Genomic DNA, 24,839 nt, shown 5'->3' on the forward strand with positions numbered 1-24,839 from the left:
AAATATGTCAAAGATTGAAACAATTTCAAAAATCAAGGAAATAGGAATAGTACCAGTAATTAGAGCAAATTCTGCTGACGAAGCAATAGAGTTTTGTAAAGGACTTATAGATGGTGGAATAAATACACTTGAAGTAACATTTACAATTCCAAATGCTATAGAAGTATTCCAAAGATTGCAAAAAGAACTTCCAGAAGATACTCTAATCGGTGCAGGTACAGTTCTTGACCCAACTACAGCAAGACTTGCAATAATGAATGGTGCAAAATTCATAGTTTCACCATCATTTGACAAGGAAGTTGCAAAACTTTGTAACAGATATAATATTCCTTATATGCCAGGCTGTGTAACACCAGCAGAAATGTTAACAGCATATGAATATGGAGTAGATATTATAAAACTATTCCCAGGTTCTCTTGCAGGTCCTTCATATGTAAAAGCAATTCATGGACCATATCCACATTTCCAAATTATGCCAACAGGTGGAGTAAGCCTTGATAATATAGAAGATTGGTTTAATGCAGGAGTTGTAGCAGTAGGAGCAGGTTCAAACCTTGTAAAGGGAAGTAGAGAAGAAATCACTAAAAAAGCTAAACAATATTTAGAAAAAATTGCGGAGGTAAGAAAATAATGAGTAAAAAAGTTGTAACACTTGGAGAAATAATGCTAAGATTATCCACTCCAGGATATGAAAGATTTGTACAAGCAGAAAGCTTTGATGCAATCTACGGTGGTGGAGAAGCAAATGTTGCAGTATCTTTAGCAAATTATGGATATGATGCTCACTATGTCACAAAATTACCAGTTCATGAAATAGGACAAGCAGCTGTAAATTCACTTAGAAGGTATGGAGTAAACACAGACTATATAGTAAGAGGTGGAGAAAGGGTAGGAATTTACTATTCAGAAACAGGTGCTTCATCAAGACCATCAAAGGTAATATATGACAGATCAAACTCAGCAATAGCAGAAGCTGACGTAAGCGAATTTGATTTTGATGAAATATTTAAAGATGCTAAATGGTTCCACACATCAGGAATCACTCCAGCAATCTCTAAAAATGGTGCAGAGATAACAAAAGCTGCAATGATAGCTGCTAAAAAAGCTGGAGCAAAAGTTTCAATCGACTTAAACTATAGAGCAAAATTATGGACTCCAGAAGAAGCTCAAAAAGTTATGAAAGAGCTTATGCAATATGTAGATGTATGTATAGGAAACGAAGAAGATGCATCACTTTCATTAGGATTTACACCAAAAGGTCTAGATGTAGAAAGTGGTAAACTTGATGCCAATGCTTACAAAGAAATCTTTAAACAAATGAAAGAAGAATTTGGATTTGAATATGTAGTATCAACACTAAGAGAATCCTACTCTGCAAGTGATAATGGTTGGTCAGCTTTAATCTATAATGGAGAAGAATTCTACCAATCAAGAAAATACGACTTAAGAATCGTAGACAGAGTTGGTGGTGGAGATAGTTTTGCTGCAGGTCTTATCACGGGTCTTCTTGATGGAAAGAGCCAAGGAGAAGCTTTAGAGTTTGCAGTAGCTGCATCAGCACTTAAACATACAATTAAGGGAGACTACAACCATGTTTCTCGTGAAGAAGTCGAAAGACTTGCTGGTGGAGATGCTTCAGGAAGAGTTCAAAGATAAATAAAACAAAAGGGGCAGTTAGAAATAACAGCCCCCTTTAAAAAAATATAAGAAAAGCTTTGCTAAATTAAAAATAAAATCTAAACTAAGCTTGAATCAAAAGAGAAAATTAACAAAAATCAGCAAAATTTTAGTTATTAAAAAAATGTTTGCAACTATTTAACAATTATTATAAAAAATAAGTAAGGAGAAAATAATGGCAGAAAGACAATTAAAATTCGGAATTATTGGCTATGGTACAGAAGGTTCAATGTATGGAAAATTCATTTCTGAAGGTATGGTTCCTAACATAGACCTAGTTGCTGTATGTGATATTGACGAAGAAAAACTTGAAAAGGCAAAAGGAATTCATCCAAACATCAAAACTTTTACAGACTACAAAGAAATGATAGATTCAGGACTTGTAGAAGGAATTGTAACTTGTGTGCCACACTATCTTCACCCAGAAATGGCAATTTATGGACTTGAACATGGTGTAAATGTACTTAACGAAAAACCAGCAGGTGTTTATACAAAACAAGTTAAAGAACTTAATGAAGTTGCTAAAAAGTCTGATAAGGCATATGCACTATTCTTCAATCAAAGAACAAACCCACTTTATAGAAAATTAAAGAAAATCCTTGATGCTGGAGAACTAGGACCAATAAGAAGAACAAACTGGATTATCACAACATGGTGGAGACCAGACGCATATTATGAGCAATCTGAATGGAGAGCTACCTGGGGAGGAGAAGGTGGTGGAGTACTCGTAAATCAAGCACCACACCAATTAGATCTTATTCAATGGATGACAGGAGTTCCTGATAGGGTTTATTCATCAGTTCATTATGGATATCAAAGAAATATAGTTGTAGATGACCAAGTTCATTTTATTATGGAATATGATGATGGTAGAACAGGTGTATTTGTAACAAATACAAACGAAATCATTGGTACAGATAGGCTTGAAATAGTATGCGATGGAGGAAAAATCGTAGTTGATAATTCCCAAAAAGCTACTATCTACAGACTAAAAGAAACTGAAAATGACCTTAATGCTAGAATGACAATTGATGATGTCAAGATGCTTTTTGCAGGTCAAATGAAATTTGATGACCTTTATGATACAGAAGTTATTGAAGAAAACTCTGTATGGGGGGGACAACATTGTGAAGTTATGAGAAACTTTGCAGCTCATATTCTTGATGGAGAAGAACTTCTTGCAAATGGTGCAGAAGGAATAAATGGTGTTAGACTTGCAAACGCAGTTCATTTATCAAGCTGGTTAGGCGAACCTGTATCAGTTAAAGACTTCGATGATGACAAATATCTAGAATTATTAAACGAAAAAATTAAAGAAGAAGGAAAATTTGAGGAAAGAAAATAGGTAACATATGTTAAAAGTTGGAGTAATTGGATTGGGGACAGTCTCTCCGATCCACCTACACTCTATTAATCATTCTCCATACGCAAGACTTGTTGCGGTATGTGATATAAAAGAAGATAAGGCTAGAGAAAAATGTCAGCAAACTCATTGTGATGTAACTCCTTCTTATTCTGATTATAAAGAGATGATAGATAAGGAAGATTTAGATGTAGTTCATATTTGTCTTCCTCACTACCTACACGCAGAAGTTTCTAAATATGCTCTTGATAAGGGACTTAACGTATTTTGTGAAAAGCCAGTTGATATCTCCTATGCTAAAACAAAAGAACTTTATGACCATTATAAAAAATATAAGGGTAAGCAAAAACTTGGTATATGTTTTCAAAATAGATACAACAATTCAGTAGTAAAACTAAAAGAGTTACTAGAAAAAAATAAAGAAGAAGTTTTTGCAGTAAAGGGCCTTGTAACCTGGTTTAGAGATATGAGCTACTATAATGAAGAACCTTGGAGAGGAAGACTTAAAGAAGCAGGTGCAGGAGTAATCATAAATCAGGCTATTCATACCCTAGATCTTATGGGATATGTGACAGGCAAGGATTGGAAGAGTTTAAATGCAAGAATGTCAAAACTTATGAATACTGAGATTGAAGTAGAAGATACAGCAAATGCCTTTATAAAATACGAAGATGGGGTAAATGGGTTGTTTATTGCAACAAATGCTTACTCAATCACAGATTCAATTGAGCTTCAAGTTATTTCTAAGAATGAAAAATACACTATCAAGGAAAATAGACTTTTTGATAGAAAGCTTAATATGCTAGCTGAAGATGAAAAATCAAGCCAAACTAAAGATTACTATGGTGCAGGACATGAAAAATTAATCAATAAATTTTACAAAGCCATTATAGATGATACAGATGATTATTGTGATCTTTCTGACGCTCTACAAACTATGGAGCTTATTCAAGCTATAATTAATTCATCTAATGGAAAAAGGGAAATCACAAAGGAGGATATATTAAATGACTAAAATAGGAGTACAAGCTTCAACGGTTGTTGATAGCTTTAAAAATGATGGAGTATATGAAACTTTTAGAAAACTTAATGATATAGGTTACAAATCAGTAGAGGTATCTCAAGTCGAAACAAGCAAGGAAAATATAGATGAAATCATTAGAGCTTGCAAGGACTTTGGCATGGAAGTTGCAGCAATGTCTGCTGCTGTTGAGCCACAATTTGAAGGTCAAGAATCTCTTGATACAGATTTTGATAAGATAGTGGCTGATTGCAAAGCTGTAGGAACAGACCTATTAAGAATTGGAATGCTTCCATTTGATAAGATGGCAAACATTGAAAAAGCAATAGAATTTGCAAAAAAAGCGAATGAATTTGCCCTAAAACTTAAAGACGAAGGAATAAAACTTTACTACCATAATCACCATGTAGAATTTGTAAAATATGATGGAAAATACTTATTAGATATAATTGCAGAAAACGCTCCAGAATTAGGATTTGAACTTGATGTGCATTGGGTACAAAAGGGAGGAGAAAATCCTGTAAATATCCTCAAAAAATATGCTGGAAAGGTAGAACTCGTTCATCTTAAAGACTATGAAGTAATGCCACTTACTGAAGATGATCTAAAACTTATGCAAACAGATGTGAATGCTTTCAGACAATCATTTGATAATAGGGCAAGGTTTGCACCATTAGGTCAAGGTTCTCTTCCATTAAAAGAAATTGCAGACCAAGCTATAGAATCAGGATGCAGATACCTACTAGTAGAACAAGATATGTCTTATGGTAGAGATCCATTTAATGAACTTAAAATCTCCTATGATTGGTTAGTGGATAATGGATTTAAGGACTTATTCTAATGGCAATCAATAAAAAAGATGGGATGAACTATGCACCTAAAGGAAAGGCCAACAAAGTAGTTAAAGATGGTGAGTTTCCTGTAGCAATAGCAGCCCTTGACCATGGACATATCTATGGTATGTCCAATGGTCTAAAGGAAGCTGGTGCCAACATAGTTTACGTATATGATAGAGATCCTAAAAAGATAGAAGAGTACTTAGAAAAATTTCCAGAAGTAAAAAGAGCGGAGAGCCTAGAAGAAATCCTTGAAGATTCTTCTATAAAAATGGTTGCAGCTGCAGCTATACCAAACCTTAGGTCTGAGCTTGGAAATAAGGTTATGAAAGCAGGAAAAGACTATTTTACAGATAAGACAGGCTTTACAACACTAGAGCAATTAGAAGAAACAAGAAAGGTCCAAAAAGAAACAGGTAGAAGGTATTTTGTTTACTTTTCTGAAAGACTACACGTAGAAGGAGCAATCTTTGCAGGAGAACTTATAAAAGAAGGAAAGATAGGAAAGGTAGTTCAAGTTACAGGTTTTGGACCACATAGTTTAAACAAAGAATCTCGTCCAGACTGGTTCTTTAAAAAAGAACAATATGGAGGAATTCTTACAGATATAGGGAGTCATCAGATAGAGCAATTCCTTTATTATACAGGAAATGAAAATGCAAAGGTTATTTCATCTAAGGTAGGAAACTACGCAAATCCTGATGTTCCAGAATTAGAAGACTATGGTGATGCAACACTAGTAGGAGATAATGGCGCAACATTCTTCTATAAAGTTCACTGGTTTTCACCAAAAGGACTTTCAAGTTGGGGAGATGGTAGGACCTTTATAACAGGAACAAAAGGTTCAATTGAAGTTAGAAAATACACAAATGTGGGAGAAGAAGCCACAGGAGATCATGTATTTTTAGTAGATGGCGAGGGAGAGCACCATTATAAGGTAAATGGGAAAGTTGGTTTTCCATTCTTTGGTCAAATGATTCTAGACTGTATTAACGGCACAGAAGAAGCCATGACACAAGAGCATATATTCAAGGCACAAGAACTTTGCCTATTATGTCAAAAAGAAGCCATAAAGCTTGATACAAATATATAGAAAAGGAAGATTTCATACAATCAAAAATAAAACCTTTTGGTATAAGTGATAAATTAGGATACATATTTGGGGATTTGGGAAATGGATTCTCCTTTGCTCTTTCTTCAGTATTCTTTATGAAATTTCATATAGATGTTATGGGAGTTTCTCCTGGAGCTATAGGAGCAATGATGCTTCTAGCCAAGGTAATGGATGCTTTCACAGACATAGGTATGGGACAAATAGTAGATAGGACACCACCAACAAAAGATGGTAAATTCTTGCCATGGATAAGAAGAGTTTCAGGCACAGTAGTTCTTGCATCATTATTGTTATATTCGGTTTGGTTTAAAGACGCATCAATGACCTTAAAGGATGTATGTATGTAACCTACATACTTTTTGGCTCTATCTCATATACAGCCATAAATATCCCTTATGGATCAATGGCATCAGCAGTAAGTGAAAACCTAGATCATAGGACTGAGCTTTCTACATGGAGGACTATAGGTTCCCAATTAGGACAATTTGTAATAGCGGTAGTAGGACCTATGTTTGTCTACTATACAAATAAATCTGGCAATGAAGTTCTTTCATGGTCAGCAATGAGTAAATTTGCTCTATTTTGTTCAATAATGGTAATCATAACCTACTTACTATGCTTCCGCCTAACAACAGAAAGAGTCAAGATACCAGTATCAAAAGAAAAATTTTCATTTATACAAACATTTAAGGTTATGTTTTCATCAAGAGCCTTAATAGGGCTAATTCTTGCTTCATTATTTTACTTACTATCAGTAATGACAGTAAATGGAATGAACTCATACCTTTATCAAAACTACCTTAACAACGTTAAGGCTATGAGTTTTATAGGCTCATCACAAATGGTGATAACCCTACTAATGGCAGCGGTAGTAGCAAAATTATCAGCTAAATATGGCAAGAAGGAAGTTGCTATATTTGGTTTATTGATAGCAGGAATATCCTATGCTATAGTATATTTCTTAAGACTAAAAAATGTAGAAGTATTTATAGACTTTGTAATAGTATATCAAATAGGAATGGCCTTCCAAGGTATAACATCATTGGCAATAATTATAGATGTAATAGATGACTTGGAAGTATTAAAAGACAGAAGAGATGATGGAGCAATATATGGAGCTTTCTCATTTTTAAGAAAACTTGGTCAAGCAGCAGCAAGTGGACTTACAGGATTTTTGCTTGAGATAATCAACTATTCACCTGCTACTAAATTTGACCCAGCTGTAACTATACTAATAGCAGCACTTATATATATATATTTATATATCCATTAAATAAAGATAAGGTTTATAAAAATGCCACATCTTTACATGAAAAGAGAATAAAGGAGATGACTAAATCTCAATAAAATAAAAATATAAAAGAAAAGGAAAAAATAAAAATGGAAAAAAGAACAAAACCTTTTGGAATAAAAGATAAGATTGGTTATGCGGCAGGAGATGTTGGTAATAACTTTACATTTACCTTAGTTTCAAGTTTCTTGATGCTATTTTATACAAATGTATGGGGGATAGATCCAAAAATGGTAGGAACCCTATTTTTTGTATCAAGAATAATAGATGCTTTCACAGATGTTGGAATGGGTACAATAGTAGATAAATTCCCGGGAAACAAGGATGGTAAATTTAGGCCATTTATTAAATGGGGAGCAATACCAGTTGCAGTAGCAGGATTCTTGCTATTCCAAACAGGTCTAAAAGACCTATCAATGGGACTTAAAATTGCAATAATGTATGGAACTTATATACTTTGGGGATCTTTATGTTATACCTTTATAAATATTCCTTATGGATCAATGGCATCAGCAATTACACCAGATCCTGACCAAAGAACAGAGCTATCAACCTTTAGAACACTTGGAGCGACCATTGCAGGACTTGTAATAGGCTTTGTAACTCCATATATACTTTATCAAAAAACAGCAGGTCAACCTGACGTTCTACTTGAAGGAAGATTTCCATTAGTTGCAGGACTTTATGGTATACTTGCAATAATAGCTTATTTTGTATGTTATGGATTTGTAACAGAAAGAGTAAATATAGCAAGAGAATCAGGCGGCAAAAACGAAAATGTCTTTGCTGGAATTGGAAATGTAATTACTAAAAGATCATTATTATCAATTATCCTAGTGTCAATTTGTCTACTATTGGGAATGCTTTTAATAGGTTCAATGAACGCTTATGTATACTCAACCTACTTTGGTGATTCAACTGGAATAGCACTTGCAGGACTTGTAACAACTCTACCAATGCTTATAACAGCACCAATAGCCATGGAATTAGGGAAAAAAATAGGTAAGAAAGAAGCTACAGTAATAGGACTTTTAGGATCAGCAGCTATATTTTTCATACTATATTTACTAAAAGTTAAGAATATGTACATATTCTTAGCAGGAACAGGACTTGCCTATGTATTCTTAGGAATATTTAATACCCTAACTTGGGCAATGATTACAGACGTTATAGACGATCTTGAAATCAAAAATGGAGTAAGAGATGATGGAAAAGTATACGCAATCTACTCATTTGCAAGAAAATTAGGACAAGCTTTCGCAGGAGGACTAGGTGGATTTGCTTTAGCTTCAATTGGATTTGTACAAGGAGCAGCAACCCAAACGCCAGAAGTTGCAGTAGGAATCTACAATATAGCAACCTTGATACCAGCCATAGCCCTAGGCTTAGGCGGACTTGTAGTACTATTTTTATATCCACTAAGCAAAAAACAAGTTTCTAAAAATAACTCTTACCTTTCTGAAAAGAGAGGCTAGGTAAAAAAATTATAAGACAGATAAGTAAGACTCTAAGAAAAATTTCTTAGGGTCTTTTTAGTACCATAAATAGTGTAAGAAAGGAAGTAATTCCTATCTTGCACTATTTTTGTATAATGAAGAAGTAGTATGACGAGAGTCTTTTAGGGTTAAAACATCCGACAATAAAACTGTCAACTACCATTTCATTATTAATATTCGGTTAAGCAGGTAGGGCAAAACGTCCGTGTCACAAGCTAAAATGAGTGTAATAGTGCAGGTAGAAACTACAAAAGAAAAAAGAAAGAAGGAAAACCATGATATCTGTAGGAATAGACATATCAAAGGATAAAATTACAGTTTGTTCATTAGAACAAGGAAGCAAAATAATCTGGAAACCATTTGATGTTTACCTAAACAAAAGTAAAGTCGAAGAATTATTAAAGAAACTAGAAAAATTAAAAGAAGTAAAAATAACGATGGAAGCAACAGGAAAATATCATCTACCAATACTTTATGAATTAAAAGAAAGAGGCTACTTTGTAGCAGTAATAAATCCATTAAAGATGAAATAATTTTGCCGAGCCTTAAACTTTAGAAAAGCAAAAAATGACAACATAGACGCAAAACAAATAGCAGAATATGGACTAATGTATAGGCAAGAATTAGAAGAATACAAGGTAGATGAAGAAAACTACAGAGTTTTAAAAGAATTAAACAGAAGCTACCAATGTTACATGGAGCTAAGAATCAACCAAATGAACTACGTAGATCAAATAACACATCAAACATTTCCAGGCATAAAAACACTAATTCCACATAATTAAGGAGACTTTTCAAAAGACAAACTATTAGACTTTTTAAAAAAATGGTGGCATAAAGACTTAGTATTAGAAAAAACAGAAGAAGAATTTGTAGAAGAATATAAAAGGTGGGCAAAAGAAAAGAGATACCATCCAAATGCAAATAAAGCAAAAGCCATTTACAAATTAGCAGAGGATAGTATCTCAACATAGCCTTCCTATAACTCAAAAATAGAAACGAATATCAGAGAAGGAATAAACCTGAAAAAACAAATAAATCAGATTCTAAATAACATTTTATCATAAATGATAGAAATATCCGAGCCCTTAGAAGAATATCAAGAAGTAAAAAAATTCTCAGGCATATCAGAAAAATTAGCAGTACAAATAGTAGAAGAATTTGGAGACCTATCAAAATTTAAAAACAAAAAAAGCCTAATATCTTTTATTGGAATAGACGCACTGCCATATGAATCAGGAAACTTTAAAGCAGACCAAAGGAAAATAAGTAAAAGAGGAAACACAATACTAAGAAAAGTAGGCTACCAGGCAATGAAATGTATGATGAGTGCTAAAAATCCAGAAAACGAAATATATAATTACATGATAAAAAAGAAAAAGAAGGAAAAGCCGAGAAAAAAGAATTAAAAGTAGCATAAGATTTGGAAAAATACTAAAAAAAGCCGATTATTTACTTCGGCTTATTTGCCATGCACTAATTTAAATCAAATAGCCTGAAATTAATTTCAGGTTAAGCTTGACTTTTGTTAGCAGGTTTTTATGTATAGCTAAAATTATTAGCACCTAATTTAAAAAAATACTTGACAAGTGTTTTCCTATACGATATATTATAGACAAGTAATTCGTATATACAGCTAAATTCGTATATACGAAATAAATAAGTAAGGTAATTTTAACGTTTAAAAGTGACTAAATTATAAGGAGGTCAAAAAATGCCAAAGAAAAATAGTGATAAAATTTTAAAAGGAACAGAAAATCAATATTATAGAGCCACAATGAAATCTATGGGTTTTACTACAGAGGATTTAAAAAAGCCTATAATAGGAATCGCTAATGCGTGGAGTGAACTAGTTCCAGGGCATTATAATTTGCGACAAGTTGCACAAAGAGTAAAAGACGGTATATACAGAAATGGTGGAACTCCTGTAGAATTCGGTGTAATTGGTGGTTGCGATGGAATGGGTCAAGGTCATGTTGGAATGAATTATATAATGCCATCAAGGGAATTGATAGCTGATTCTATTGAGTCTATGGCACAAATTAATGCACTCGATGGTATCGTTTTATTAGGATCATGCGATAAAATTGTACCTGGAATGTTAATGGCAGCTGCTAGATTGGATATACCAGCTATTTTATTACCAGGTGGACCTATGGATGGAGGAATTGAATTTGATGGAAGAGAATCCGATCAAACTTCTAGCATGGAAGCTTTAGGAATGTTAGCTGCAGGGAAAATTACTGAAGAACAATATAAGATATTAGAAGATCATTCATGTCCTTCTTGTGGGTCTTGCTCTTTTTTGGGGACAGCAAATACAATGTGTGCATTATCTGAAGTTATGGGAATGACTCCTCCTGATGGTGGTATCATACCTGCTACAAGTGCAAAAAGATTACAAATAGCACAAGATACGGGATACTACATAATGGAATTATTTAAAAAAGATATAACTTCAAGAAAAATAATTACTAATAAGTCCATAGAAAATGCTATAAAAGTTTGTACATCAATGAGTGGAAGCACAAATGCTGTAATGCACCTAGCTGCTATTGCCATAGAAGCAGAATTAGATATTGATGTTTTAGATACTTTCAACAAGTTTTCTTATGATACACCGAGGTTAGCATCCGTTAATCCATCTTCAAAGTGGAATGTTCCAGATTTTTATAGAGCAGGTGGAGTAGTAAGGATTATGCAAAATCTTGGAGATAATCACTTAAATCTTAACCAGTTAACTGTAACAGGTAAAACTGTAAGAGAAAATATTGAAGATCATTTTTATCCATTTAAAGAAAATAATGAAGTAATTAGACCATTAGATAATCCGTTTGATTACGATGGAGGAATAGCAATTTTACGAGGAAATTTAGCCCCTGATACAGGAGTTACAAAACCTGGCGCCTTTGATAGAAGTTTAGATCATTTTAAAGGTAGAGCTGTTGTATTTAATTCAGAAGAAGAAGCAGAAAAAGCAATTCTAGAAGGTCAAATAAAAGAAGGAGATTGTGTTGTTATAAGATATGAAGGTCCAAAGGGTGGTCCTGGAATGAGAGAAATGTTTAAAGCTATGAAATTGTTATATGGAAGAGGTTTGGGAAAATCAACAGCATTAATAACAGATGGAAGATTTTCAGGGACTAATAATGGATTGTTTGTTGGTCACATATCCCCTGAAGCTGCTGAAGGAGGACCTATAGCAATAGTAGAAAACGGTGACGAAATAGAGATAGATATACAAAGTAGAAGTATAAATTTACTCGTTGACGATAAAACTATTGAAGAACGATTAAGTAAATGGAGAAGACCTGAGCCTAAATTCAACTCAGGATATTTAGGTTTATATTCTAGAGTTGCTTCTTCTGGATCAAAAGGTGGAGTGATAGATTATAATTTATTAAACAAAAATCAAGATTGAGAGAAATTACTATGAATAAAAAGACACAAAAAGCTAAAAAGATCAGAGAAATTTGGGCTCAAAGTGACGCGTTAAGAATGGGCATGGGATGGACTGAAGATGATATTGAAAAACCATTAATAATGGTAAATGATGTATTTGGAGAGTCACATCCAGGGAGCATACATCTTGACAAATTAACTAAAGAAATAAATACAGGAATAACAGAAAACGGTGGTAAACCAGTAGATTTCCATATTACTGATATCTGTGATGGCATAGCTCAAGGACATAATGGAATGAATTATATATTACTTTCACGAGAGATTATTGCTGATATGGTTGAAATTCATGGAAATGTGCATCCTTGGGATGGGATGGTGTTAGTTTCATCATGTGATAAATCAATTCCTGCTCATTTAATAGCGGCAGCAAGATTAGATATACCTACTGTATTCGTTCCTGGGGGAACAATGAGACCAGGACCTTATATGACTACATCTGGAAAAGGTGGAGAGATTACTTTACAAAAGAAACAAAACAAGATAAATGATTTTGAAGTAATGCAATACAAAAAAACGGGTTGTCCATCATGTGGTGCATGTCAATTCTTAGGGACAGCAAATACAATGCAGGCTTTATCTGAAGCGTTAGGACTATCATTACCGACTACAGCTTTATCTTCTGCAACAATGATAGATATTCAACAAACATCTAGAATGGCTGGAAAAGCAGTAATGAGGTTAAAAGAAAAAAATATAAAAGTATCTGACATATTAACTAAAGAAGCTTTTGAAAATGCTATAATTGTTCATGCTGCAATTGGAGGATCTACCAATGCCATGATACATCTGCCAGCTTTAGCACATGCTTTAGGATGGGAATTAGATGTAAAAAAATTTGATGAAATTAACAAAAAGATTCCTCATTTATGCAATGTTGCACCAAGTGGAAGATATCCAGCCGAAACACTTTGGTTTGCAGGAGGGATTCCGGCAGTTCAAGAAGAACTTAGAGAATATTTGAACTTAGACGTTATAACAGTAACTGGTAATACTCTTGGGGAAAACTTAGATGCTGTAAAATCTAGTGGTTTTTATGAAAGAAATATTGGATATCTTGCAAATTATGGTTTGAAGAAATCTGACATCATAACACCTATTAATGAAAGCAATGAAAAGGGATCGGTAGCTGTTCTTGAGGGGAATATAGCACCTGATGGAGCGGTTATAAAGTATTCAGCTGTAAGTGAAGATATGATGTATCATGTAGGAAAAGCAAAAGTCTTTAATTGTGAAGAAGATTGCAATCAAGCTGTAGTGGATGGGAATGTAGATCCAGGCGATGTACTTGTGATTAGATATGAAGGTCCAAGAGGTTCGGGAATGCCGGAAATGTATATGACTACTGAAGCTATTATGAGTGATCCAAGAATAAATTCATCAACAGTATTAATTACTGATGGGAGATATTCTGGTGCTACAAGAGGTCCTTGCGTAGGACATATATCTCCAGAAGGTGTCACAGGAGGACCAATAGCGTTTATTGAAGATGAAGATTTAATTGAGTTAGATATTAATAATAGAACTATTAATATAGTGGGAATAAAAGGGAAAAAAGTAGATAAGTATGAAGTAGAGTCTATTATGAAGGAAAGAAAGAAAAAGTGGACACCCCCAAATTTATCTAATAGAAAAGGAATTTTTAAAAAATATACAGAGAGTGCTACATCAGGTATGAAAGGAGCGTACATGAAATGAGTGAAGTTACTTTATTAGGTGCTTTATTAGCGTTAGGTATAGCTATTTTTTTAATAATCGTTGGGATACCTGCATCTTATAGTATGTTATTTGGAGCATTAGTAGGTGGAATTGTAGGTGGAGCTGGTCTTTCAGGAACATTGAGTATAATGGTAGGCGGCGCTTCTGGCATGACTTCTGCTATATTAAGGATTATAGCGGCAGGAGTATTAGCTGGTGTACTCATGGGCTCAGGAGCCGCTAGTACAATTGCTGAAACAATAGTAAAAAAATTAGGTGAAGCAAATTCATTAATTGCATTAACTATTTCTACATTTATATTAACAGGGATAGGTGTTTTTGGAGATGTTTCAGTGTTAACAGTATCTCCAATAGGAATACAAATAGGTAAAAAAACAAAAGTATCAAAATTAGCTATTTTATTTGCTATGATAGGTGGAGTTAAAGGAGGACAGTTGGCGTCACCAAATCCAAATACGATTGCTGCAGCAGAGCCTTTTAATGTACCGTTAACCAGTTTGATGCTAGCTGGTGTTATACCTGGTATAGCAGTTGCTATTGCAACAATAATTTTATCTAGAACGCTAGTAAATAAAGGAAATTTATTTGGCGAACATGAAGAGGAAGTAATATTAGAAAATAAACCTGGATTATTTGCCTCAATAATTGGTCCGATTGTATCTATATCTCTATTGGTTCTTAGACCGATTGCAGGAATAGAAATTGATCCTATAATTGCTTTGCCAGTAGGAGGTATTGTGGGATGTCTTGCAATGGGCAAATATAAAGATTTTATATCTCTATCTACTTTAGGATTGGATAAGATGAGTAGTGTTGTGTTACTTCTATTAGGAACTGGTACTATTTCTGGAATTATTTCAAATTCCTCAATCCAAGAAGTTGTAATAGGATTTGTTGAACACGTAGGTCTACCAGGATTTATGTTAGCTCCAATTGCAGGTATTACTATGGGAGCTGCTACGGCATCTGCTACGGCAGGATCTTCTGTAGGAGGTAATATATTCGGAGAATCAATATTAGCTTCAGGAGTTGCTCCATTACAGGCAGCACAGATGATATATACAGGAACAATTTGGTTTGATAGCTTACCTCATGGTAGTTTCTTTCATGTAAGTTGTGGTTCTGTTAATATGAAAATAAAACAAAGATTAAAATTACTACCATATGAGTTATTGATAGGAATAGCAGGATCCATAGTTTCTGTACTTTTATATGGTGTTATAGGATTGAATTTTTAGGAGGACTTTATGTGTGAAATAATAGTACCAGTTGTTACAATATTTGATGAAAATGAAAAACCGGATTTCGAAGAAAATAAGAAAGTCATAGATTTTCTTATTGAAGGTGGTGTTGATGGGATTCTAGTACTTGGAAGTACTGGAGAATTTACAGTTTTAGACTATGAAGATAAATTACAATTTGCTAAAGACTACTACGAGTATACAAATGGCAGGGTTGATTTATATTTTGGAAGCAATTGTGCTTCATTTGAAGATACAGTAAAGCTTAGCAATGAAGCTATAAAAATAGGCTATAAAGGTGTTATGGTTATGGGACCATATTACTTTGCCATGGATGATGAAAAAATCTTTATATATTATAATGAATTAGCAAAAAAAGTTAATGGAAATGTATATATTTATAATTTTCCAGCCAGAAGTGGTTACTCTGTAAGTGGTGAAGTATATGCTAAATTAGTTGAAGAAAACTCAAATATAGTAGGTCTTAAAGATTCAGTTCTAGACCCACTTCACACTAATAGTCTACTAAGAGCTACAGAAGGTCATAAGACAAAAATTTACTCAGGATTTGATGACCAATTCTTATATAACCTTTCAACAGGTGGTTCAGGATGTATAGGTGCTCTTTCAAACTTAGTACCAGAAATATGGTCAGATCTCGTTAAATCAACAAAGGAAAAGAACTTTGATAGAGTATATAAACTGTCTAATTTAATTCACAAACTAATGCCTCTATATGATTTAGATAGTAACTTTTCACACTTATTCAAAAAATTAATGGCAGTAAGAGGAGTAGATATCTCTCCTAGGTCAATATTTCCATACAATCAACTTTCAGATGAAGTATTTGAAAAAGGAAAAGATATTCTAGAAAAGGTAATTAAAGAGTACGAAGAAATCAAGTAATTGTGATATAATATTCCATGACTGGAGGAATCATGGAATATAAATTACACAATCCTACCCTTAGAGTAGTAAAAATTCTTGATTTAATAAACAACTTCGAAAACGGTCTTTCATTTTTAGATATATCAACTAAACTAGAAATTCCAAAAAGCACACTAAGCCCAATTCTAAAAACACTGGAAATTACTAATTTTATTGAAAAAAATGATAAGGGATGCTATGTGGCATCCTTTAAACTTTTTCAATTAGGCCTATCTTATTCAGGAAGACTTGATTGTCTTTCAATGATTAGAAAGCAGATGGAAATAGTAGTGGATAAAATTGGTGAAATAGTACAATTTGGAGTCCTAATAGATGATATGGTACTGTACCTAGAGAAGGTAAACGCACCAGATAATATTGAAATAGTAAGTTCTGTAGGAAAGAAAATTCCAGCTATATATACTGGACTTGGAAAGGCACTTTTATCTGGATTTAGTGATGAAGAAATAATAGAAAAATTTAAAGACTATGAATTTGTAAGGTATACAGAAAACTCAATAACAAATATTGATAGGCTACTTGATGAAATACACATGGTAAGGGAAAAGGGATATGCGGTTGAAAACCAAGAATTCACCCTTAATACTTCATGTGTAGCTGTACCTATTAGAGAAGATGGGATAATTAAGGGAGCAATGTCTGCTACCTATCCAAATTTTAGAAAAACTGAAAATACAGAAAATTTCATCTCTAAAGTTTTATTAGAACAAAAAGAAATTATAGAAGATATTATAAAGATTCAAAATTTGAAATTAGATTTTACAAACAGTGAGCAATAGGGGTAAATTATGAAATTATTTTTTATAGAAATAGAAAATAACAAAGAAATAGCAGTCCAAAAAAATAATAACCTATACCTACTTAAAGATTTTGGATATGATTTTAAAGACATAAATGAATTAATAGATAGTGAAATAAATCTTAAAGACTTATGTTTTAATAATCAAAAGGAAATCAAAAATGAATATAAAATTTTAAGTCCAATTGAATATCCAAAACAAGATATAATCTGTATAGGAATGAACTATATAGACCACAAAGATGAAGTAGAAAAAGTATCAAAAAAAGATTTTTCCAAAGATGTAGATACTATATATTTTTCAAAAAGAGCCAATAAAATTTTAGGAAATGATGACTTTATTCCAATAAATAGTGAAATAACAGAAAAACTAGATTATGAGATTGAACTTGCTGTAATTATTGGAAAAGACGGGAAAAACATAAAAAAAGAAGAGGTAAATAATTATATATTTGGTTTTTCAATTTTTAATGATTTATCAGCAAGAGATTTACAGACTAAATACAAGCAGTGGTACTATGGAAAAAGCTTTGATGGCTCATCTGTAATGGGACCTTGTATCCTTTTAAATGATAAAAACTTTGAATATAATAAACTTAATTTAAAGCTTTCATTAAATGGTGAAATAAGACAAGATAATAATACCCAAAACATGATTTTAGATATAGATGAAATCATAGAAGACTTGTCCAAATCCATTACCTTAAAAAAAGGGACAATAGTAGCTACGGGAACACCATCAGGAGTTGGCATGGGACAAAATCCTCCAAAATACCTTCAAAGTGGAGATAAATTGGTTCTTGAAATTGAAAATATTGGTGTCTTAGAAAATATAGTTAAATAATTTTTGTAAAGGCGTATTTAGTATGCCTTTTTGCTTTGCATTTTTAGATTTATAAGAAATAATTAGGGTAAGCATATAGTAAGTAGAAAGGAAGGATATATGAAATTTATTGATTTAGTTAAAGAAAGATATTCTTGTAAAAATTTTGATAGAAAACAAATAAAAAAAGAGGAACTGGATATAATTCTTGAGGCGGGTCGCTTTGCCCCGACAGCTAAAAATAATCAAAATCAAAGAATATATGTTATCCAATCAGAAGAAAGTTTAAAAATAATTGATGAAGAGACTCCATGCCGTTATAAGGCTCCAACAGTCCTTGTCATAGCTTATGATAAGGATAACACTTTTACATATCCAGGAGGTAGGTATAATTCAGGAATAGAAGATGTGACAATTGTTGCAAGTCATATGCTTTTAGCTAGTAAAAGTGTGGGAGTAGATTCTTGTTGGGTTAACTTTTTTGATCCAGACAAGTTAAAGGATAAATTAAAACTTCCAGAAAATGAAGAAATAGTTGCTATGATTGATTTAGGTTATGCTAGTGAGGAAAATGAGCCTTTAGAGAATCATTTTAAAAGAAAAGATATTAAGGATACAGTTCAATTTAGATAAGAAAAGTCTCTTGCAAGAAATGATTTTGCAAGAGACTTTTTTGCTATTAATACTTATTCTCAAAAGCGAAGTATAATATTATTGGAGGATATTATGAATAAAAAAATTGATATAAACAAAACTATATCTGAAATTATAAAGGATAATCCAGAGATTAAAGATAAATTAATAGAAATTGGATTTAAAGGACTATCTAACCCTTTAATGCTTAAGACTATGGGTAGAAAAATGTCTATAAGACGTGGGGCTTCAATGCTAGGTATAGATAATGTTGAAAAGAAATTAAAAGATTTGGGTTATGATGCTATAGATTCTTATAATGATAAGGAGCTTTCAGATAGGAGAAGTCTTATAAAATCCTATGTAGAGAGGCTATCTAATGGAGAAGATTTGGAAAGTGTAAGAAAAGACTTTAGGGAAAATTTCTCTAATGTTTCATCTTCAGAAATAATGGATGCAGAAGAAGCACTTTTGGCTGAAGGTTTGCCAAGAGAAGAGGTTCAAAGACTTTGCGATGTTCATTCATCTCTTTTTCATGGAGTAACTGAAACTGAAAACGACAAGGACCTAGAGCTTATAAAAGTAAAGGGTCACCCTTTAAGATTTTTCTATGAAGAAAATCAAGAAGTTAAAAAGATTATAGAAAAAATTAAAGAGAATATAGAAGATGAGGACAAAAATAAAGAATTTATTAAGGTAAAAAAACACTACAGGAAAAAGGGAGATTTAATCTATCCACTCCTAAAGGAAAAATATAACAAACCAGGCCCATCAGAAGTTATGTGGGCAGTTGATATAGAAATTTCTAACAATTTCAAAAAGGCAAGCAAGAAAAAGGACTTTGATGAGCTTGAAAAAGTGCTAGAAAGGGCAGAAGAGATGACCTATAAGGAGGATAATATACTTTATCCTTTAATGGAAGATATCATCTCAAAAGAGGACTTCATAGGACTATACTTTGACCTTTCAGACTATGAAAATGACATAGTCCAAAGAGAAATTTGGGATTTAACAGAAGAAAGTAAAAAAGAATCAAATAAAAAGGAAGGCTATGTCAATTTATCTAAGGGAAGACTAAAAGTAGAAGAGCTTGAAGCCATGCTTGATACTTTTGAGATTGAAATAACCTTTGTTGATAAAAATGATATAAATTCATATTATAATGACATAAAAGATGAAAAAACTTTCAAAAGACCAAGTACATCTTTGGGTAGGAGTGTCTATTCATGTCACCCACCCCAAGTTGAATTTGTAGTAAGAAATCTTATAAAAGAGTTTAAAGAAGGTAAAAAGGATAAGTTTCAAATCATTAAAAATATAAAAGGAAGTGACCATGCTATAACTTATTATGCAGTAAGAGATAAGGAGGGAAATTATCAAGGAGTCCTTGAAACTGTTCAGGATTTGAGTTTTTATACTGACTATCTTAGAACTTGGAATAAGCTTAAGTGAGAATAATATATTTGATTTCAATTTTATTATTCATTGTAACTTATTTTATTTGTTATTTAGTTGAATTAAATGAATTTAGTCTATAGAATTAAATTTCTCTTTTGGTATAGTAATCAGGTACTAATTAAAATAAAAATTTAGAACTACATTGTGGAGGTTTTAATGAAAATATTTATAGTTGCAACTTATCCTGCAATGGAACAGCCCATAAAATTATTAATAAAAAAATATAAAAATATTGAAATAAAATATGGAATAGGTAAACTTGAAGAAGGACTAAAGCTAGCTCAAAATGCTATAAATAATGATTTCGATGCTATAATCTCTAGAGGTGGTACAGCTAGACTTTTAAAGAGACATTTAGAAGTACCCATAATTGATGCTAAACCATCTGGTAATGATTTATTAAAAAGTATTTTAATAGCAAAAAATAAAAAGTTAAAGACTGCTATAATTTCATATACTAATATAACAGATGGAGCTACAGAAATAATAGAATTATTAGATCTAGATTTTAAAATTCATTATATAAAAGATGGTATGGACTTAACTTCACTGTTAATAAAGTTAAAATCATTGGGTTATGAACTGATATTGGGTGATTCATTAGCTGTTGAAATTGCTAGTGATTTGGGTTTTCAAACAGTTCTGTTTCAATCTAGCTATGATACAATAAAAAACAATATTGACTATGCAATAATGATTTTAAATCAAATAAATAAAATAAGTATAATTGATAAAATAAAAAGTGAATTTTTCACAAATGAATTGAGTGACTATTGTATATTGTTAGATAATAAAATCATATATTATAAGTTTAATCATTTCGGAAAACTACCTATTTCATTTGGGAAGATTATAAATATAAAATTTAATTATGAATCAAATACAAATCAAAATTTAAAAAAGAATTTGTTTAGAGTTGATAATTTTAACATTGAAATCACACATGTTTTTTTGGATGGGAAAACATATTATTTATTAAAATTCACTGAAGAAAAAATAGAAAATCAATATGATGGAGTTTATGAGTTTAAGTTAAAATCTAATTTTTTACCAGTAAAAAAATCTAGTGCTATGAAAAGTATATTCTCAAAAATAGAGGATTCAATTAGATTGAAAAAAGCTATAATAATGATTAAGAATAACAATACCACTTTAAGTGAGATACTAAATCAAATCGAATGTTCAAGTCAAAAATATAATTTATATATAGATATGAAAGAGTTTAATTTTAGTGATTTTTTTAAGCTAAATACTAAAAAATATACTTTCATATTGTTCAATAATATAATTGATCCTCAGGATATATTAAAAATAAGTAGTTTACAACAAAATAGTACAAGTATATTTATAATTTTACTAGATTCAGAGTGTTTATTAACTAAGACAAGTATTGACTTGGATTACTTTTATATTCCCAATACTAAGGATAGGAAAGAAGATTTAATACAAGTTTTTGAAAATCATATAAATTATTATCATGATAATAAGGGCTTCAGTGCACTAAAAGTTCAAAAAGATATATTTGATAAAAATGTAAATTTATTAGATTCCAATTTAGATTATTTAATAGAAGTTTTAATAAAAACATTAGCTGAAGTCAAGTCATCTACAATTAGCTATGATGATTTTATGAGCAATTATAAAGATAACACCAGTATAGGTTTAGATATAGTAACAGAAAATAAATCTTTAGAGGAAATAGAAAAAGAATATATAAAGAAATATCTAGTTAGAGAAGAATATAATCAGAGCAAGGTAGCGGATATTTTAAAGGTTAGTAGATCCACTCTTTGGCGTAAGATAAAGAAATATAATTTATAGGCTGTGTTTTAAAATGAAACACAGCCTATTTTTTTGGGATAATTTGTTGCATTATGAAAAGAAGTGTGATAATATATCACTATAAACGTTTGCACAATATGTAATATATATTAAATGGGAGGTATAAATGGTTAGCGTATCAACAATAGGTGCTCTTATCGCATTAGTAATAGCTATTGCTGTAATTGTAATGGGAGCACCGCCTGCATATGGAATGATTTTAGGAGCCTTAATAGGAGGAATTGTAGGTGGTATAAGTGCAAAAGAAACAGTAACTTTAATGTTTAATGGAGCAGGTGGAATGTCTCCTACTCTACTTAGAATTATGGCTGCTGGAGTTTTAGCAGGATCCTTAATTAACTCAGGTGCTGCTGATGTAATAGCAGAAAATATTGTAGAGAAATTAGGTGAAGCAAATTCACTAGTAGCAATAATCGCATCAATATTTATATTGACTGCTATTGGTGTTTTTGCAGATGTTGCTTGTTTAACGGTTGCACCTATAGCAATGGTTATTGCACAAAAAACAAAATATTCTAAATCTGTGATAATGATGGCTATGTGTGGAGGAACACATGCTGGAAATGTTATGTCTCCAAATCCTCAAGCCATAGCCTTATCAGATTATTTTCAGATTCCACTAACAACTGTTATGTTGGGAGGAATAATTCCAGCGATATTTGGTTTTATAACAACAATATTTATAACTAAGTTAGTACATAAAATAGGTATGGGTAGTGAAGTTTGTCTAGCTGAGGAATCTTCAATAGAGGAAAGATGTAAACCAAATTTATTTTCTTCAATAACTGGTCCTATTGTATCTATTATCTTACTTGCCTTAAGACCTCTAATAGGATTGGAAATAGATCCTTTGATTGCATTACCTATAGGAGGCTTAATTACTTGTATTCTTTGTGGTGATATTAAAAAATTTGTTACATTTTCTACAAAAGGACTTAACATGATGTCAGGAGTAATATTGCTACTGTTAGGAACTGGAGCCTTATCGGGAATAATAGCTAATTCTGGATTAAAAGATTCTTTAATTAATTTGGTTGATATTTTAGGACTATCAGGATATCTATTAGCACCAATTACTGGTTTAACAATGGGAGCAGCTACTGCATCAGCAACAGCAGGGAGTACGGTTGGCTCTCAAGTTTTTGGAGAAACTATTTTATCTTTCGGAGTAAAACCTTTGCAAGCCGCTGTTATGATACATGCTGGAAGTAATACATTAGATGGACTACCTCATGGTAGCTTTTTCCATACTAGTGCTGGTAGTGTCAGTATGAACATAAAAGAAAAATTAAAATTACTACCCTTTGAATTTAGTGTGGGTCTAATAATGACAATTGTTTCAACTATAATATATGGATTAATAGGAATTAATTTTTAAGGAGTTTAAGAATGAATAATAAAAAAATGAATAGTCAAAAAGTATATCAAGGACCTGAAAGAATTGAAGCTAGGTCATTATTATATGCTACAGGAAAATTGGAAAAAGATATAGGAAAAAAGCCTCTTATTGGAGTTGTAAATTCGTTTAATGAAATAGTTCCAGGACATTTTCATTTAAGAAGCATTTCTGATGCGGCTAAACTTGGCGTTGCAGCTGGTGGTGGAATTCCTGTGGAATTTCCATCAATTGCTATATGCGATGGAATCGCAATGAGTCATGCGGGAATGCATTATCCTTTAGCATCAAGAGAGTTGATAGCAGATAGTATTGAGGCAATGGCAAAGGCTCATGGACTTGATGGCCTAGTTTTAATACCAAATTGCGATAAAATTGTACCAGGAATGATGATGGCTGCTTTAAGACTAAATATTCCATCTATAGTAGTAAGTGGGGGTCCAATGGCTACAGGATATTATAAAGATGAAGCAGCTGATTATTCTACATGTATAGAACAAGTTGCTGCATATAAATTAGGAGAAAAAAGCAAAGAAGAAATGGAAGAATATGCTCATGCAGCTTGTCCATCATGTGGTTCATGTGCTGGTATGTTCACTGCCAATAGTATGAATTGTTTATCAGAAGTTCTGGGTTTGGCCTTACCTTACAATGGAACAATTCCATCATATTATGGAGATCGTATTGCACTAGCTAAGATGGCTGGTGAAAGATCAGTAGATATTGTTAAAGAAGATATAAAACCAAGAGATATTGTTACTGAAGAATCATTTAACAATGCTATAGTTGTAGATATGGCAATAGCTGGGTCAACAAATACAACATTACATCTTCCTGCTATAGCACATGAATGTGGAATAGAATTATCTTTGGAAAAATTTGATGAGATTTCAAAGAATACTCCAAATTTGTGTCATATAAGTCCATCAGGAGATAAATTTATGTTTGATTTACATATGGCAGGTGGAATACCAGCTATAATGAATGAATTGAATAAAAAAGGATTATTAAATGTTGAATTAAAAAATATTAATGGTAATACTATAGAAGAAAATATTAGAGGAAAAGAAACTAGAAATCATGATGTGATAAGACCAATAGATAATCCATTTAATGAACAAGGTGGAATAGCGGTACTTAAAGGAAATATTGCACCAGATGGGTGTGTAGTTAAATCTGCTGCAGTTAGAACTGAGATGTTAAGACATAGGGGAAAAGCAGTCGTATTTAATAGTATGGAGTCAGCAACAGAAGGTATTTTCAATGGAAAAGTTCAAAAAGGAAATGTTGTAATAATTAAATATGAAGGACCAAAAGGAGGTCCTGGAATGAGAGAAATGCTAACTCCTACATCAGCAATAGTAGGAATGCATTTAGATAATGATGTTGCGCTAGTTACTGACGGAAGATTCTCTGGTGCTACAAGAGGAGCAGCTATAGGACATGTTTCTCCAGAAGCTATGGAGGGAGGACCTTTTGCTATCATAGAAGATGGAGATATAATAGATATCGATATTCCTAATAGATCTATTAATATAGATTTAAGTGAAGAGGAAATTCAAGAGAGATTGAACAATTTAGAAAAGCAGGAGCCAAAAATTAAAGAAGGTTATTTAGTAAGGTATGCCAGAGCGGTTTCTTCAGCAAATAAGGGAGCAATATTAGAATAGGAATAGATGATTTACATTTGTAAGATGTATTTTTGTAACAAAAGTATATA

At 32.2% G+C, this 24,839-nt stretch carries 21 protein-coding genes and 1 pseudogene; all 22 read left to right on the forward strand.

The features are described from left to right. Window positions 1-4 precede the first annotated feature (4 nt). Window positions 5-631 carry a bifunctional 2-keto-4-hydroxyglutarate aldolase/2-keto-3-deoxy-6-phosphogluconate aldolase gene (locus tag FYJ26_RS08460; RefSeq protein WP_154541496.1) on the forward strand — a complete coding sequence of 209 codons (627 nt, stop codon included), beginning with the start codon at window positions 5-7 and terminating at the stop codon, window positions 629-631. Then, window positions 631-1,656: a sugar kinase gene (locus FYJ26_RS08465; RefSeq protein ID WP_154541498.1), complete on the forward strand. Its 1,026-nt coding sequence runs from the start codon at window positions 631-633 to the stop codon at window positions 1,654-1,656. Before FYJ26_RS08460 ends, FYJ26_RS08465 begins: the two co-directional genes overlap by 1 nt. Window positions 1,657-1,852: 196 nt before the next feature. After that, window positions 1,853-3,022 (forward strand): Gfo/Idh/MocA family protein, encoded by a 1,170-nt coding sequence (locus FYJ26_RS08470; protein WP_154541500.1) that lies wholly within the window; start codon window positions 1,853-1,855, stop codon window positions 3,020-3,022. A 7-nt stretch (window positions 3,023-3,029) separates the two neighbouring features. Continuing rightward, on the forward strand, window positions 3,030-4,055 hold the full coding sequence (locus FYJ26_RS08475) for a Gfo/Idh/MocA family protein (protein WP_154541502.1): 1,026 nt from the start codon (window positions 3,030-3,032) through the stop codon (window positions 4,053-4,055). Next, window positions 4,048-4,902 carry a sugar phosphate isomerase/epimerase family protein gene (locus tag FYJ26_RS08480; protein ID WP_154541504.1) on the forward strand — a complete coding sequence of 285 codons (855 nt, stop codon included), beginning with the start codon at window positions 4,048-4,050 and terminating at the stop codon, window positions 4,900-4,902. Before FYJ26_RS08475 ends, FYJ26_RS08480 begins: the two co-directional genes overlap by 8 nt. After that, entirely contained in the window at window positions 4,902-5,990 is a 1,089-nt protein-coding gene (locus FYJ26_RS08485; protein ID WP_154541506.1) for a Gfo/Idh/MocA family protein, read from the forward strand. Before FYJ26_RS08480 ends, FYJ26_RS08485 begins: the two co-directional genes overlap by 1 nt. 116 nt (window positions 5,991-6,106) lie before the next feature. After that, window positions 6,107-6,358, forward strand: a complete 252-nt coding sequence (locus FYJ26_RS11255; protein WP_268234524.1) for an MFS transporter — start codon at window positions 6,107-6,109, stop codon at window positions 6,356-6,358. After that, window positions 6,349-7,284: an MFS transporter gene (locus tag FYJ26_RS08490; protein WP_268234525.1), complete on the forward strand. Its 936-nt coding sequence runs from the start codon at window positions 6,349-6,351 to the stop codon at window positions 7,282-7,284. Before FYJ26_RS11255 ends, FYJ26_RS08490 begins: the two co-directional genes overlap by 10 nt. A gap of 107 nt (window positions 7,285-7,391) precedes the next feature. Beyond that, window positions 7,392-8,777: an MFS transporter gene (locus tag FYJ26_RS08495; RefSeq protein ID WP_154541508.1), complete on the forward strand. Its 1,386-nt coding sequence runs from the start codon at window positions 7,392-7,394 to the stop codon at window positions 8,775-8,777. A gap of 296 nt (window positions 8,778-9,073) precedes the next feature. Next, window positions 9,074-9,583 (forward strand): annotated as a pseudogene (locus tag FYJ26_RS11095) (IS110 family transposase). 282 nt (window positions 9,584-9,865) lie between these two features. Continuing rightward, window positions 9,866-10,207, forward strand: a complete 342-nt coding sequence (locus FYJ26_RS11100) for an IS110 family transposase (protein ID WP_229771238.1) — start codon at window positions 9,866-9,868, stop codon at window positions 10,205-10,207. 305 nt (window positions 10,208-10,512) lie between these two features. Next, window positions 10,513-12,219, forward strand: coding sequence for a dihydroxy-acid dehydratase (gene ilvD / locus FYJ26_RS08505; RefSeq protein ID WP_154541510.1), 1,707 nt, complete (start codon window positions 10,513-10,515; stop codon window positions 12,217-12,219). A gap of 11 nt (window positions 12,220-12,230) precedes the next feature. After that, a complete protein-coding gene (ilvD, locus tag FYJ26_RS08510; RefSeq protein WP_154541512.1) occupies window positions 12,231-13,958 on the forward strand; it encodes a dihydroxy-acid dehydratase in 1,728 nt (575 codons plus the stop codon). Then, the gene (locus FYJ26_RS08515) at window positions 13,955-15,217 is read left to right on the forward strand and encodes a GntP family permease (RefSeq protein ID WP_154541514.1); all 1,263 of its coding nucleotides are present in this window, start codon (window positions 13,955-13,957) and stop codon (window positions 15,215-15,217) included. Before ilvD (FYJ26_RS08510) ends, FYJ26_RS08515 begins: the two co-directional genes overlap by 4 nt. 9 nt (window positions 15,218-15,226) lie before the next feature. Continuing rightward, window positions 15,227-16,126 carry a dihydrodipicolinate synthase family protein gene (locus FYJ26_RS08520; RefSeq protein WP_154541516.1) on the forward strand — a complete coding sequence of 300 codons (900 nt, stop codon included), beginning with the start codon at window positions 15,227-15,229 and terminating at the stop codon, window positions 16,124-16,126. A 32-nt stretch (window positions 16,127-16,158) separates the two neighbouring features. After that, window positions 16,159-16,947 carry an IclR family transcriptional regulator gene (locus tag FYJ26_RS08525; RefSeq protein ID WP_154541518.1) on the forward strand — a complete coding sequence of 263 codons (789 nt, stop codon included), beginning with the start codon at window positions 16,159-16,161 and terminating at the stop codon, window positions 16,945-16,947. Between the two features lie 9 nt (window positions 16,948-16,956). Beyond that, window positions 16,957-17,811: a fumarylacetoacetate hydrolase family protein gene (locus FYJ26_RS08530; protein ID WP_154541520.1), complete on the forward strand. Its 855-nt coding sequence runs from the start codon at window positions 16,957-16,959 to the stop codon at window positions 17,809-17,811. Window positions 17,812-17,910: 99 nt separating this feature from the next. Next, window positions 17,911-18,423, forward strand: a complete 513-nt coding sequence (locus FYJ26_RS08535) for a nitroreductase family protein (protein ID WP_154541522.1) — start codon at window positions 17,911-17,913, stop codon at window positions 18,421-18,423. Between the two features lie 93 nt (window positions 18,424-18,516). Further along, window positions 18,517-19,875 (forward strand): DUF438 domain-containing protein, encoded by a 1,359-nt coding sequence (locus FYJ26_RS08540; RefSeq protein ID WP_154541524.1) that lies wholly within the window; start codon window positions 18,517-18,519, stop codon window positions 19,873-19,875. A gap of 162 nt (window positions 19,876-20,037) precedes the next feature. Next, window positions 20,038-21,702 (forward strand): sigma-54-dependent Fis family transcriptional regulator, encoded by a 1,665-nt coding sequence (locus FYJ26_RS08545; RefSeq protein ID WP_154541526.1) that lies wholly within the window; start codon window positions 20,038-20,040, stop codon window positions 21,700-21,702. 127 nt (window positions 21,703-21,829) lie between these two features. Beyond that, a complete protein-coding gene (locus FYJ26_RS08550) occupies window positions 21,830-23,101 on the forward strand; it encodes a GntP family permease (RefSeq protein WP_154541528.1) in 1,272 nt (423 codons plus the stop codon). 11 nt (window positions 23,102-23,112) lie between these two features. Further along, window positions 23,113-24,789 carry a dihydroxy-acid dehydratase gene (gene ilvD / locus FYJ26_RS08555; protein WP_268234526.1) on the forward strand — a complete coding sequence of 559 codons (1,677 nt, stop codon included), beginning with the start codon at window positions 23,113-23,115 and terminating at the stop codon, window positions 24,787-24,789. Window positions 24,790-24,839 lie beyond the last annotated feature (50 nt).

This window comes from Anaerococcus porci (genome assembly GCF_009696575.1).
GTDB classification, from domain to species: domain Bacteria; phylum Bacillota; class Clostridia; order Tissierellales; family Peptoniphilaceae; genus Anaerococcus; species Anaerococcus porci.